13 protein-coding genes and 1 riboswitch are annotated in these 13,221 nt (G+C 75.3%); of the genes, 9 read left to right on the forward strand and 4 right to left on the reverse strand.

Annotated elements, in window-relative coordinates:
- Window positions 1-80: 80 nt before the first annotated feature.
- From RSE42_RS18320 to metE, 6 genes are all read left to right on the forward strand, one after another.
- The gene (locus tag RSE42_RS18320) at window positions 81-1,253 is read left to right on the forward strand and encodes a sensor histidine kinase (RefSeq protein ID WP_034653820.1); all 1,173 of its coding nucleotides are present in this window, start codon (window positions 81-83) and stop codon (window positions 1,251-1,253) included.
- A gap of 59 nt (window positions 1,254-1,312) precedes the next feature.
- On the forward strand, window positions 1,313-2,122 hold the full coding sequence (locus RSE42_RS18325) for a LytR/AlgR family response regulator transcription factor (RefSeq protein ID WP_076404598.1): 810 nt from the start codon (window positions 1,313-1,315) through the stop codon (window positions 2,120-2,122).
- Entirely contained in the window at window positions 2,119-2,586 is a 468-nt protein-coding gene (locus tag RSE42_RS18330) for a heavy metal transporter (RefSeq protein ID WP_185981313.1), read from the forward strand. The genes RSE42_RS18325 and RSE42_RS18330 overlap by 4 nt, the downstream gene beginning before the upstream one ends.
- The gene (locus RSE42_RS18335; RefSeq protein ID WP_076404247.1) at window positions 2,583-4,106 is read left to right on the forward strand and encodes a cation acetate symporter; all 1,524 of its coding nucleotides are present in this window, start codon (window positions 2,583-2,585) and stop codon (window positions 4,104-4,106) included. Before RSE42_RS18330 ends, RSE42_RS18335 begins: the two co-directional genes overlap by 4 nt.
- A gap of 211 nt (window positions 4,107-4,317) precedes the next feature.
- Window positions 4,318-4,420, forward strand: a riboswitch (SAM riboswitch).
- 5 nt (window positions 4,421-4,425) lie between these two features.
- Window positions 4,426-5,487, forward strand: a complete 1,062-nt coding sequence (locus tag RSE42_RS18340; RefSeq protein WP_409141509.1) for a methylenetetrahydrofolate reductase — start codon at window positions 4,426-4,428, stop codon at window positions 5,485-5,487.
- Between the two features lie 32 nt (window positions 5,488-5,519).
- Window positions 5,520-8,003, forward strand: a complete 2,484-nt coding sequence (gene metE / locus RSE42_RS18345; protein ID WP_415297485.1) for a 5-methyltetrahydropteroyltriglutamate--homocysteine S-methyltransferase — start codon at window positions 5,520-5,522, stop codon at window positions 8,001-8,003.
- 56 nt (window positions 8,004-8,059) lie between these two features.
- Here the strand turns inward: metE and RSE42_RS18350 are convergent, their stop codons facing one another.
- Together RSE42_RS18350 and RSE42_RS18355 are read right to left on the reverse strand one after the other, a co-directional pair.
- Window positions 8,060-8,311, reverse strand: a complete 252-nt coding sequence (locus tag RSE42_RS18350) for a hypothetical protein (protein WP_021483231.1) — start codon at window positions 8,309-8,311, stop codon at window positions 8,060-8,062.
- A 50-nt stretch (window positions 8,312-8,361) separates the two neighbouring features.
- Window positions 8,362-8,610 carry a DUF2630 family protein gene (locus RSE42_RS18355; RefSeq protein WP_144722965.1) on the reverse strand — a complete coding sequence of 83 codons (249 nt, stop codon included), beginning with the start codon at window positions 8,608-8,610 and terminating at the stop codon, window positions 8,362-8,364.
- Window positions 8,611-8,700: 90 nt separating this feature from the next.
- Between RSE42_RS18355 and RSE42_RS18360 the strand changes: the two genes are divergently transcribed.
- Complete coding sequence (locus RSE42_RS18360) at window positions 8,701-9,099, forward strand: VOC family protein (protein ID WP_415297486.1); 399 nt, start codon at window positions 8,701-8,703, stop codon at window positions 9,097-9,099.
- 4 nt (window positions 9,100-9,103) lie between these two features.
- Here RSE42_RS18360 and atpC read toward each other — a convergent pair whose 3' ends face one another.
- Window positions 9,104-9,421 carry an ATP synthase F1 subunit epsilon gene (atpC, locus tag RSE42_RS18365; protein ID WP_198285629.1) on the reverse strand — a complete coding sequence of 106 codons (318 nt, stop codon included), beginning with the start codon at window positions 9,419-9,421 and terminating at the stop codon, window positions 9,104-9,106.
- 178 nt (window positions 9,422-9,599) lie between these two features.
- Here atpC and RSE42_RS18370 point away from each other — a divergent pair, with 178 nt between their 5' ends.
- Both RSE42_RS18370 and RSE42_RS18375 read left to right on the forward strand, forming a co-directional pair.
- A complete protein-coding gene (locus tag RSE42_RS18370; protein WP_415297487.1) occupies window positions 9,600-9,980 on the forward strand; it encodes a VOC family protein in 381 nt (126 codons plus the stop codon).
- 488 nt (window positions 9,981-10,468) lie between these two features.
- Window positions 10,469-10,975, forward strand: a complete 507-nt coding sequence (locus RSE42_RS18375; protein WP_021483431.1) for an FBP domain-containing protein — start codon at window positions 10,469-10,471, stop codon at window positions 10,973-10,975.
- On the opposite strand, the gene RSE42_RS18380 is transcribed toward RSE42_RS18375, so the two are convergent.
- Window positions 10,959-13,196 (reverse strand): MMPL family transporter, encoded by a 2,238-nt coding sequence (locus RSE42_RS18380; RefSeq protein ID WP_415297488.1) that lies wholly within the window; start codon window positions 13,194-13,196, stop codon window positions 10,959-10,961. The genes RSE42_RS18375 and RSE42_RS18380 overlap by 17 nt on opposite strands.
- Between the last annotated feature and the right edge of the window lie 25 nt (window positions 13,197-13,221).

Raw genomic sequence — 13,221 nt, forward strand, 5'->3', positions numbered from 1 at the left:
GTTCCTCCGTCGTGGGATAGGGTCGCCTAACCTTACCTGCCCACCGGGGCGGGTGACGCCGCGCTGGATACGATCACTGCATGTCCGGGCCCGTGTTCGCCGGCGCCGCCGCCGGTCTCGTCGTGGGCGTCCTGCTCACCCTCGGGCTCGTGCTCGCCTGGCGGCTCGCGCGCGGGTCGCGCGAGCTCGGGAGCGACTCCGACCGGGCGACGTTCCGCACCCTCCACCTCGCGTCGCGCGCCGCGACGCACCTGCGCGACGGGCTCGACGGCGACGACGTCGGCCGCGCGGCCCGCTCCCTGCGCCAGCTCCTCGGCGCCGACGCGCTCGCCGTCGTCACGGCGGACGGGGCGGTCGCCCTCGACGGGAGCTCGACGCTCGAGCCCGACGCGCGGCGCGTCGCCGAGCGCGTCCTCGCCACGGGGCGGCGCCACGTCGAGAGCGGCGACGTCGAGGACGCCGTCGGGGCGCCCGTCGTCGCGGGCGGGCGCGTCGCCGGCGTCGTCGTCGCGTTCGCCGACACCGTGCGGCCGCCGCTCGTGCGCGCGACGGGCGAGGTGGCGCAGTGGTGCGCGGCGCAGCTCGAGCTCGCCGAGCTGGAGGCGTCGCGCACGGCGCTCGCGCAAGCCGAGCTCCGCGCGCTGCGCGCCCAGATCAGCCCGCACTTCGTCTACAACGCGCTCGGCGCCATCGCGTCGTTCATCAGCACCGACCCCGAGCGGGCGCGCGACCTCGTGCTCGACTTCGCCGACTTCACGCGCTACTCGTTCCGCGGGCGCGGCGACTTCACGACCCTCGCCGACGAGCTGCGCTCGATCCACTCCTACGTCGAGCTCGAGCGCGCCCGGTTCGGCGAGCGCCTCGCCGTCACCCTGCAGATCGCGCCGGAGTCGCTGACGGCCGTCATCCCCTTCCTCTCCGTGCAGCCCCTCGTCGAGAACGCGGTGCGCCACGGCCTGGAGCCGCGCGAGCACGGCGGCACGATCGTCATCACCGCGCGCGACGAGGGCACCCAGACGGAGATCACGGTCGAGGACGACGGCGTCGGCATGGACCCGGCCGTCGTGCGTGAGCTCCTCACGTCGCGCGACACGACGCACGTGGGCCTGCGCAACGTCGACACGCGCGTCCGCCAGCTCTACGGCGACGACCACGCGCTCGACATCGAGACCGCGCCCGGCTCGGGCACGCTCGTGCGGCTGCGCGTCCCGCGGTCGCAGCCGCTGCACGAGACGGAGGTGAGCGTGCCGTGACCACCCCGGACCCGGCTCCGGCCGGCGGTCTCCCCGGCGGGGCGGGCGACGCCGTCGGGCTGGACGTGCTCGTCGCCGACGACGAGCGGCCCGTGCTCGACGAGCTCGTGGCCCTGCTCCGCCGCGACCCGCGCGTGCGCACCGTGCGCGGGGTCGCGAGCGGGTCCGAGGCGCTGCGCGAGCTCTCGTCGCGCACGGTGGACGCGGCGTTCCTCGACATCCACATGCCGGGGCTGACCGGCCTCGACCTCGCCCGCGCGCTCTCGCGGTTCGCCGACCGCCCGGCGGTCGTGTTCGTCACCGCCGACGAGGCGCGCGCCCTGGAGGCGTTCGACGTCGAGGCCGTCGACTACGTGCTCAAGCCCGTGCGGCGCGAGCGGCTCACGCGCGCGGTCGACCGCGTCGTCGAACGGGTCGCGGAGCGCACCGCGGCGGGGCGCACCCCCGCGACCGACGCGGCGGCACCGTCCGCGAGCGCCGCCGCTCCACCGCCGGTTGCCGGCGACCCGGCGGGCGGTGCGGCCCCGGCCGAGGAGACGCTCGTCGTGACGGTCGGCACGACGACGCGGCTCGTCCGGCGCAGCGCGGTGCGGTGGGTGCAGGCGCAGGGCGACTACTCCCGGCTCGTGACGGACACCGAGCAGTTCCTCGTGCGCGAGCCGCTCTCCGATCTCGAGGAGCGGTGGGCGCCCGCGGGATTCCTGCGCGTGCACCGGTCGTACCTCGTGGACCGCGCGGCCGTGACCGCGGCGCGGTTCGGCGGGGCGCAGCCCGCGCTCGTCGTCGCCGGGCACGAGGTCCCGGTGAGCCGCCGCATGGTGCCCGCCGTGCGCGAGGCGCTCCTCGGGCCGCACCGGGGCGCGCCGTGACGGGCACCGACCCGCGTCGGGACGCGCGCGTGCGCGTCCGGTCCACCGACCTCCCCGCGGCGCGCCCCGGCCCTCGCCCCGGCCCCGGTGAGGGCGCCGTCCCGGGGGGTGGGGCGCCGTCGGGCACGGCACGCTCCGGCGAGCCGGACGACGCCGCGACCGCCTACACGCGCGGGCTCGTGCGGGCCCAGCTCCGGCTCGGGCTGGCGTGCGTGGCGTCGTTCCTCGCGGTCGTCACGCTGCTCACGGTGACGATGAGCGGCGTGCCCGCGCTGGACGACGTCGTGCTGCTCGGCGTGCCGCTGCCGTGGCTCGTGCACGCGTACGGCTTCTACCCGGTGATCGTCGCGTTCGCGGTCGTGTTCGCGGTCGCGGCGGCGCGCAACGAGCGCCGGTACCGCGCGCTCGCCGAGGGCGCGGGCGGGCCCGACGAGCCCGGTCCCGACGACGGCGGTGCGCCGTGACCAGCGCGCTGCCCCTCGTCGCGATCGCGCTGCTCCTGCTCGCGACCGGGCTCATCGGGTTCTACGGCCTGCGGATCTCGCGCACCACGAGCGACTTCTTCGTCGCGTCGCGCACCGTGCGGCCGGTCTGGAACGCGTCGGCGATCAGCGGCGAGTACCTGTCCGCGGGCACGTTCCTCGGGCTCTCGGGCCTCGTGCTGCTGTCCGGCGCGGAGGCGTTCTGGTTCCCCGTGGGGTACGCGGCGGGCTACCTGCTCGTCCTGCTGTTCGTCGCGGGCCCCCTGCGGCGCAGCGGCGCGTACACGATCCCCGACTTCGTGCACGCCCGGCTCGACTCCGTGGTCGCGCGCCGCGTGACGAGCGTGCTCGTGCTCGTCATCGGGTGGCTGTACGTGGTGCCGCAGCTCCACGGGGCGGCGCTCGTCATCACGAGCGTGGCCGCGGTGCCGCCGTGGGTCGGCTCGGTGGGGATCGCGGTCGTGGTGAGCGCCGTCGTCGCCGCGGGCGGGATGCGCTCCATCACGTTCGTCCAGGCGTTCCAGTTCTGGGTCAAGCTCACCGCGCTCGCGGTGCCGCTCGTCTTCGTGCTCATGGCGCTCGGCGGGGCGTTCGAGCCCGGCGGCGCCGTCGTCACGTTCGACCCCGCCGCCGTGTTCCCCCACGAGGCCGGGCCGGGCGGCCTCGACGCGTACGCCACCGTCTCGCTCCTGCTCGCCCTCCTGCTCGGCACGACCGGCCTGCCGCACGTCCTCGTGCGCTTCTACACCTCGCCCGACGGCGGCTCGGCCCGCCGCACGACCGTCGTCGTGCTCGTCATGATCAGCGTGTTCTACATGGTGTCGAGCACGCTCGGGCTCGTGGCGCGGGTCGTCGCGCCCGACCTCGCGGCGCCCGGGGTCGCGGACACGGTCGTCCTCACGCTGCCGACCCGCCTCGTGCCCGGGCTCGGCGGCGAGCTGCTCGCCGCGCTCGTCGTCGCCGGGGCGTTCGCCGCGTTCCTCGGGACGTCGTCGGGGCTCGTGGTGGCGCTGGCGGGCGTCGTGAGCCAGGACCTGTTCGGCGGCACCGTGCGGTCCTTCCGCTGGTCCGCGGTCGCGTGCACGCTCATCCCGCTCGCGTTCGCGCTCGTCACCATCCCGCAGGGCCTCGTGACGAGCGTCGGGACGGTGTTCGTCTTCGCGGCGTCGGCCCTGTCCCCCGTCATCCTGCTCGGCGTGTGGTGGCGCGGCCTCACCGCGCGGGGCGCGGTGGCGGGCATGGTCGTGGGGGCCGTCCTGTGCGCGACGGCGCTGCTCGCGTCGTCCGCGCTCGTCGCCGCGGGGTACGGGAGCCCGTCCGGCGGCACGGCCGACGGCGTCCCTGGCGTCGTGCGCGCCCTGCTCGCCCAGCCCGCCGCCTGGACCATCCCGCTCGCGACGGCGACCGTCGTCGTCGTGTCGCTCCTCGACCGGCGCGGGCCGCCGCTGCGCACCGACCGGTTCCTCCGCCGCCTGCACGTGCCCGAGCGCCGGAGGGCCTGAGACCTGCAAGGCCGACGACGACCCGTCGCCATGGTCGGTGTCTGGGACCTCGCTCGAGCACCTGAAATCTGTAGCGTAGGAAACCTGAAATTCGTAGCGTAGAGAGCCTGAGATCCGTAGCGCGGGGCGCCGCTACGCCTCCGGCCGATCCCTCCGCATCTCACCTGGCGGGCGCTCTCGACCGCATGTCGGATGGGTCGTAGGATCGTGCCAACCATCCAGAGCGGTCGAGAGTCCTGGCTCGACGACACCGCAGCAACCCGCCGACGGAAGCCTCCCGAGGACAAAGGTGCTAACGCCAGGGTCGATGGAGTGACGCATGACCTCAGAGGCATCCTTCGCGCACCGTCCGGGCCGTCCTCGGCCGACGGTGTCGTTCGAGCTCATGCCCCCGCGCCGACCGGACGCGGCCCCGAAGTTCTGGGAGACGGCACGCCGTCTCGTCGCGACGCACCCCGACTTCGTGTCCGTGACGTACGGCGCCGCGGGCACCGACCGCGCGACCGCGCGCCAGGTCGTCGGACGCCTGCTCCAGGGCACGCCCGTGCTGCCGATCGCACACCTCACGTGCGTCGGGGCGTCGCGCGAGGACGTGGAGTCGGTCATCACCGACTTCCTCGACGAGGGCGTGCGGAGCTTCCTCGCGCTGCGGGGCGACCCGCCGCGCGACCAGCCGGACTGGCAGCCCGCGCCCGACGGCGTCCGGTCGTCGACCGAGCTCGTCGCGCTGCTGCGCGAGGTCGAGGCGTCGCGCTGCGCGTCCGACCCCGCCGTCGCGCTGCGCGGCGCAGCCCGGCCGCTGACGATCGCCGTCGCGACGTTCTGCGACGGCAACCCCGCCGCCGGCACGACGCGCGCCCAGGAGGTGCGCCGCCTCTGGCAGAAGCAGCAGGCCGGCGCGAGCTTCGCGATCACGCAGCTCTTCTACGACGCGTCGTCGTACACCGACTTCGTCGCCGAGGCCCGTGCGGCCGGCGTGACGATCCCCATCCTCGCCGGGCTGCTGCCCACGACGGAGCCCGCGCGGCTCCGTCGCGTCGAGGAGCTCACGGGCGTGCGCGCGCCCCAGCACCTGCTGGACGCGCTCGACGCCCTGCCCGACCCGGAGGCGCAGCACGCCTACGGGATCGCGTACTCGGTCGACCTCGCGCAGCGCGTCCTCGACGCGGGCACGCCCGGTCTGCACGTGTACACGTTCAACAAGCACCGCGCCGCTCTTGACCTGCTCGAGGGTGTCCACCTCGGCGGCGGGTCGGGCGGGACCGGGGGCGGCGCCAGCGCCGCCGCCGCCCCGCTCGTCCCGGACCTGGCCAGCGGGCCGTGGGTCACCGGCACCTCCCTGCCCACGACGAGCGCCGCCACGCACGGCGCGCCCGTCTGACCGGTCCTCCGGACCAGCAAGAGGTTTCGATCATGGCCACTTCCGTACACTCCCCTACCCAGAACCCGGTCGGTTTCCCCGCCGGCACCGTGCTCGGCTACCCGCGCATCGGTCGCCGCCGCGAGCTGAAGAAGGCCGTCGAGGCGTTCTGGGCCGGCAAGACCTCGGCCGAGGAGCTCGAGGCCACGGCCCGCGAGCTGCGCCTCGCGACCGTCCGCCGGCTCGTCGACCTCGGCCTCGGCGCCGACGACGCGTCCGTCCCCGGCTCGTTCTCCTTCTACGACCAGGTGCTCGACGTCGCCGCCTCCCTCGGGGCGGTCCCGTCGCGGTTCGCGTCGCTGACCGACGACGCGGGCCGCCTCGACCTCGCGGGCTACTTCACCGTGGCGCGCGGCCAGGGGGACGACGCCCCGCTCGAGATGACCAAGTGGTTCGACACGAACTACCACTACCTGGTCCCCGAGATCGGCCCGGACACCCCGATCCGCTTCGTCGACGACCGCGTCGCGCGCGAGTTCGTCGAGGCGAAGGAGGCCGGCGTCGTGACGCGGCCCGTCGTCGTCGGGCCGGTCACGTTCCTCGCGCTGTCCAAGGCCGCGGACGACGCGCCCGCCGGGTACTCGCCGCTCGACCGCCTCGACGACGTCGTCGCCGCCTACGCCGACCTGCTGCGCGCGCTCGCCGCGGCGGGGGCGCCGTGGGTCCAGCTCGACGAGCCGATCCTCGTCACCGACTCGGTCGACGTGCCGTTCACCGAGCTCGCCGCCGCCGTGGGGTCCGCGTACCGCGCCCTCGCGACCGACCTCCGCCCGGTGCCGAGCCCGGGGTCTTCGGCGGCCTCGTCCGCAAACCCGGCGGCAACCCCTGGTTCGGCGCAGGACGCGCGGCCCGCGATCCTCGTCGCCACGCCGTTCGGCGGGCTGGAGACGTCGCCGGACGGCGACGGCGCGACCTTCGACTTCCTGGCGACCCTCGCGGGCACGGACGTCGAAGCGATCGCGATCGACGCCGTCCGTGCGGACCTTCCGGACTCGCCCTACGACGACCTCCTGACGAAGACGCTCGTCGTCGGCGCGATCGACGGGCACAACGTGTGGCGCGCCGACCTCTCGGCAAAGCTCGACACGCTGACCGCCGCGCGCAGCCTCGGTGCGGGCGCGGTCGCCGTCGGCACGTCGACGTCGCTGCTGCACGTGCCGCACGACGTCGAGGACGAGACGTTCGCCGAGCCCGGCACGGCGTCGGGCACGACGCTCGACCCGCGCCTGCGCGACTGGCTCGCGTTCGCGGACCAGAAGGTCGGCGAGGTCGCGACGCTCGCCCGCGCGCTGACCGAGGGTCGCGACGCCGTCGCGGAGGAGATCGAGGCGTCCCGCGCGGCGGTGGCGTCGCGCGCGGAGGCGAGCGGCGTCGTCGTGCCCGCGGTGCGGGAGCGTGCGGCCGCGCTGACCGACGCGGACTTCGCGCGCGGTGACTACGCCGAGCGTGCGGCCGCGCAGCAGGAGCGCCTGAACCTGCCGCCGCTGCCCACGACGACGATCGGCTCGTTCCCGCAGACGCCGGAGATCCGCCGCGCCCGCGCGCTGTGGACGAAGGGCGAGCTGTCGGACGCGGACTACACGACCGCGATGCGTGAGGAGATCGCGCGCGTCGTCGCGATCCAGGAGGAGCTGGGCCTCGACGTCCTCGTGCACGGCGAGCCCGAGCGCAACGACATGGTGCAGTACTTCGCGGAGCACCTCGACGGGTTCGCGGTCACGGCGAACGGCTGGGTGCAGTCGTACGGGTCGCGCTGCGTGCGCCCGCCGATCCTGTGGGGCGACGTGACGCGGCCCGCGCCGATCACGGTCGAGTGGTCCGCGTACACGGCGTCGCTCACCGAGAAGCCCGTCAAGGGCATGCTCACCGGGCCCGTGACGATCCTCGCGTGGTCGTTCGTGCGCGACGACCAGCCTCTCGGCGACACGGCGAACCAGGTGGGCCTCGCGCTGCGCGACGAGATCGCGGACCTCGAGGCCGCCGGCATCGGGATCGTCCAGGTCGACGAGCCCGCGCTGCGCGAGCTCCTGCCGCTGCGCCGCGCGGACCAGCCGGCGTACCTCGACTGGTCCGTCGGGTCGTTCCGGCTCGCGACGTCGGGCGTGGAGGCGGCGACGCAGATCCACACGCACCTGTGCTACTCGGAGTTCGGCGAGGTCATCGGCGCGATCGACGGCCTCGACGCCGACGTGACGTCGGTCGAGGCGGCGCGCTCGCGCATGGAGATCGTGCCGGAGCTGCGCGACGCCGGGTACTCGCGCGGCATCGGGCCGGGCGTCTACGACATCCACAGCCCGCGCGTGCCCTCGACGGAGGAGGTCACCGAGCTGCTGGAGCTCGCCGTGAAGTCGATCGACCCGCGCGTCGTCTGGGTCAACCCCGACTGCGGCCTGAAGACCCGCCGCTACGAGGAGACCGTGCCGTCGCTCGAGCACCTCGTCACCGCGGCGAAGGCCGTCCGGGCCACGCTCGGCTGACCCCGGAGACGCCGGAGGCCGGGTCCCGTCAGGACCCGGCCTCCGTGTCGAGGGTGTCAGCGCTCGGTCGTGCCCGTGCCCGCCATCGGGAGGGCGAAGGCGAGCGTCGCCGCCGCGAGGCCGCCCACGAAGAGCCACACACCGCCGTCGACGCCGGACATGCCCGACCCCATGAGCACGAGCCCGCCGACGAACAGCGCGAACGCCACGACGAACCGTGCGACCGCGCCCGCGTGACCGGGGATGTCGCGCCCTTCGGTCCCGGTGGGGAGGGGGCTGTGCGCCGCCTGCTCGCTGGACGTGGTCATGGGGTTCTCCTTCTGAGGTCGGAACGGGAGCCGGACGTCGCCGTCGGCGATCAGTCCAGGTAGTTCTCCACCGTACCGGGGTCTCGCACGGTCGCCGCATCGGGGTCGCCGCCGAACTCGCGCGCGGCGCCGCGCTGGCGCAGCAGGTCCCAGCACTGGTCGAGCTCGACCTCGATCGCGCGGAGCCGCTCGTGCTCCTCGCCCCCGGTGATCTCACCCTGCGCGAGCTGCTCGCGGAGCTCGCGCTCCTGCGCCACGAGGTCGCTGATCGTCCTGCGGATGCCGCCGTCGGTCGCCATGCCGTCCACGGTATGCCCGACGGCGCGGGCGCGCCCCGGGAGGCCGGCCCCACGCGGCGCAGCGTCGGCGGTGCGCCCTAGGCTCGTCGCATGACGACGACGATCGGGCGCACGGTCCTGCTCTGCCGCGACCTCGACGCGAGCGCCGCGTTCTGGGCCGACGGGTTCGGCTTCCGCACGTTGTTCCAGGGAGAGACCGAGGGGTTCCCCCTGCTCCACGTCGGCCCCGGACGCGTCGACGAGCCCGGCCTGTGGCTCGTGCCGCTCCCCGAGGGCGGCGCCCCGCTCGTGTGCCACGGCCTGCCCAACCTCGTGCTCTACGTCGACGACCTCGACGCGACCCTCGCACGCCTCGCCGCGGCCGGGGTCGAGCCGTTCGTCGGGCCCGACGCCGACGCCGAGACCGGCGACCGGTTCGCGCACGTCCACGACCCCGACGGGCACCGGGTCGTCGTCGTGCAGCTCGGGACGACGACCGACCCCGCGTAGCGGGCTACCGAGCGCGCACCCATGTCGCGTCGTCGGCGAGGATCGTCACCTCGTCCTGGTCGACGACGAGGAACCCGCCCCCGATCCGCAGCTCGGCCGTCGGGCGGTCCGGGGTGCGCAGACGCACCCGGCCCGCCATGAGCGACGCCGCGACCGGCTGGTGCCGCGGCAGGATGCCCAGCGTGCCCGACGCCGCCGGGACCGTCACGCTCCGCGCCTCCCCCGCCCAGAACACCCCGGACGGCACCACCACCTCCACGAACACCAGCCGCTCCCCGGCGGGTGCGGCGGTCTCGGACGGGGACGGCAGGGCGACGGGCACGGAGTTCCTCCCGGACGGTGGACGGCGGAACCTCCGAGTCTGGCCGGGCGACCCGCTCGCCGGGCCCGGCACTTCGTCACCCGGGTGGGGCCGAAGGTCACCGGGGAGCCACCCGCCGCGGTGGTGCCGGCGAGCGGCCCGCGCGCCGACCGTGGGTGGCCCGCGTCACGATGGGTGCATGAGCACCCACGCGCACGGCATCCACCACTCGTTCGACTACGTCGAGCTCCCCGTGACCGACCTCGCCGCCGCGCAGGCGTTCTACGGCGCGGCCTTCGGCTGGGAGTTCGTCCCCTACGGCCCCGGGTACGCCGGGATCCGCACGGCGGCGGAGTCCGGCGCGGACGAGGCGGGCGGTCTGCGCCTGGCCGAGTCGGGCGACGTGACCCGCGGCGGTCCGTTCGTCCTGCTGTTCTCCGAGGACCTCGACGCGACGCTCGCCGCCGTGCGGGACGCGGGCGGCGAGGTGGTCGAGGGCCCGTACGAGTTCCCCGGCGGCCGTCGGTTCCACTTCCTCGACCCGAGCGGCAACGAGCTGGGCGTCTGGGCGACGTCCTGAGGGACGGCGTCGGCCGTCGCGCCGGGGGTACGCGGCGACCCGGGCGGCAATCACGTTGACGGCGGCGGGTGCCGAGGCGCACCATCGAGGGTGACGGTTGCCGTGGGCAGCCGTCCGTCGTGCCGGACGGGCACGACCACGGATCAGGATCGCGCCGACGGCGCGCCGCACGGGACGAGGAGACGCGGATGCACGGCACCGCAGGCTGCGAGGTGGCCATGGCGGCCTGCTCGGGCGCCCTCTTCCCCCGCACCGTCACCCGCTGAGACCACCGGGCCGCGGGCCGTCGTCCCCGACGCCCGCCTCGCTCCGTGGCGCACCGCCGTCCGACGACCCCGTCGTCGCCCGGCCGCGCCGGTCATGACGCGACGGCTGCGGGCACGCCGTCCTCCCCGCCCCCGGCGGCGCCGTCGTGCGCCCGGGCGAGCACGCGTCGTCGTGCACGCCCGCCGGGCCGCGGACCGTCCTGACACGGAAGCAGCGAACCCATGAACCCCCTGACCGAGAAGCAGATCCGCGCGTCGTTCGTCAACGCGTCCAAGCGCGAGGCCGCGCAGGCGACCCTCCCCGACCTCGACACGCTCGACTGGGACCGCCTCGACTACCTCGGGTGGCGCGACCGCAAGGCCCCGCTCCTCGCGTACGCCGTCGTGGAGGTCGACGACGAGCCGCGCGGCGTCCTGCTGCGCTCGACCGACGCCAAGACGGGCGGACGGCGCAAGCGCGCGGTGTGCGCGTGGTGCGAGGACGTCGTCGTGACGGACGACGTCAGCCTCTACGTGGCGCGCCGCGCCGGGGCCGCCGGGCGCCGCGGCAACACCGTCGGCACCCTCATCTGCACGCAGTTCCTCTGCTCGCAGAACGTCCGCCGGGCGCCCACCCGCACCGAGATGGGCGACGACGAGTCGATGCGCGAGCTGTTCGTCGAGCTCCGCGTCGACGGCCTCCGCGAGCGCTCCGCGCGCTTCGTCACCGAGGTCATGCGCGACGTGTGACCGACCGCGGCTCTACCTCGGCGGACCCAGGCTCTCCCTCGGCGGACCCGGGCTCTCCCTCGGCGGACCCGGGCTCCCCCTCTAAAGGCCCGGGCTCTCCCCCGCGCCAGGAGGGCCACCAGTTCCACCGGCCCAGGAGCGTCATCGTCGCGGGCAGCAGCAGCCCGCGCACGACGGTGACGTCGAGGAGCACGGCGACGGCCATGCCGACGCCGACCTCCTTCATCGCGACGAGCTCGCCCGCCGCGAAGCCGAGGAACACGATGCCGATGGCGACGGCCGCCGTCGTGACGACCGGGCCGGACGCGGTGATGCCGCGGAGCACGGCCCGGTCGTTCGCAACGCGCGGGTCCTCGCCGGGCGGGCGGGCGCGCCACTCCTCCGCGGTGCGAGACAGGAGGAACACCTCGTAGTCGGTGGAGAGGCCGAACACGAGCATGCCGACGAGCAGGGGCGTGGTGACGTCGAGCGCACCCCACGGCTCGAACCCGAGGAGCGAGGCGCCGACGCCGTGCTGGAACACGGAGACGAGGACGCCGAGCGTCGCCGCGAGCGTGAGGAGGTTGAGCACGAGGGCCTTGAGCGGCACCACGAGCGAGCCGGTGAGCAGGAAGAGCAGCACGAAGGTCGCGAGCACCACGACCCCGGCGGCGAGCGGGAGCCGCTGCGCGAGGTGCTCCTGGGTGTCGACGACCTCGGCGGCCGGTCCGGCGACCCGCACCTCCAGGTCGGTGTCGAGGGCGCGCACGGCGTGCACGAGGTCCTGCGCCTCCTGGGCCGTCGCGTCACCGCCCGGGCCGACGTCGGGCGTGAGGTCGACGACGGTGACCTCGGGCGGGTAGCCGGTGTCCTGCATGGCGTCCTCGACACCGGGCAGGGCGGCGGCCCGGTCGAGGAGGTCGGGCACCGCCGGGTCGTCGACCGGGCCCTCCACGAGCACGGTGACGGGCGCGACGCCGAGGTCGGCGAAGCGGGAGATGGTGGCGTCGGCGGCGAGGCGCGCCTCGGCGTCGGCGGGCAGCGAGCGGACCTCCGAGCTGCCGAGCGTGAGCGAGCCGAGGGGCACGGCGAGCGCGAGCAGGAGCGCCGTCGCGCCGAGCGTGACGAGCACGGCGTGGCGCTGCGCGGTGCGCGCGAGCCGGCCGAGCGTGCCGGCGCCGCCGCGGCCCGTCCACGGGTGGGACCAGGTGCGCGCGCCCGGCGCGGGGATCGCGCGGTGCCACGTCGCGACGAGCGCGGGGACGAGCGTGAGCCCGGCGGCGGTCGCGACGAGCACGACGATCGCGCCGCCCACCGCCATGCCGGAGAGCAGGGAGTCACCGAGCAGGAGGAGCCCGGCGAGCGAGATGGCGACCGCGAGGCCGGAGGCGAGCACGGCGCGGCCGGCGGTCGCGAGCGTGCGCCCGACGAGCTCGTCGAGCGGGAGGCCCGGGGACGCGGCGCGCTCCTCGCGGAAGCGCGCGAGCACGAGCAGCGAGTAGTCGACCGTGAGGCCGAGACCGAGCAGCGTCACGACGTTCACGGCGAACTCGTTGACGGGCACCACGCCGAGCAGCCCGCTGAGCACGAGCAGCGCGACCGCGATCGCGGCGAGCGCGGAGAGCAGCGGGACCAGGCCGGCCCGCAGGCCGCCGAGGACGACGACGAGCACGACGAGGAGCACCGCGATCGCGATCCCCTCGCCCACCGCGGCGTCGGTGATCGCCTGCTCGACGAACGCCTCCTCCGCGAGCAGCGCACCGCCCACGAGCACCTCGGGGGTGTCGACGGTGTGCAGCGCGTCGGCGACGCGGTGCGCGAGGGCGAGCGCCTCGTCGTCGGACAGCGCGGGGTCGAGCTCGACGACGACGAGCGAGCCCTGCGCGTCGTCGGCGATGAGCCCGCCGCCGGTGTAGGCGTCGGAGAGCTCCACGACGCCGGGCATCGCGCGGATGCCGTGCATGACCTCGCTCGCCTGAGCGAGGAGGTCGGCGGAGAAGTGGTCGCGGCCGGACAGCACCGCGACGACGGTCTCCCCCTCGGGGGCGAGCTCCTCGAGGCGTTCCGCCGCGAGGGCGGACGCGCTGCCCGGCGGGGCGGGGTCGACGTCGGAGGTCTTGTCGAAGACCGCCCCGCCGAGCACGGCGCCCGCGACGAGGAGGACGGCCCAGACGGCGAGGACCACGCCCCGGCGGCGGGCGGCGAACCGTCCGGTCCGGTGCAGGAGGCGTCCGAGCGTCATGGGTGCTCCCCTCGTCGGGAACTCG

Source organism: Cellulosimicrobium sp. SJTW-1 (assembly GCF_047716875.1).
Lineage (GTDB): Bacteria > Actinomycetota > Actinomycetes > Actinomycetales > Cellulomonadaceae > Cellulosimicrobium > Cellulosimicrobium funkei.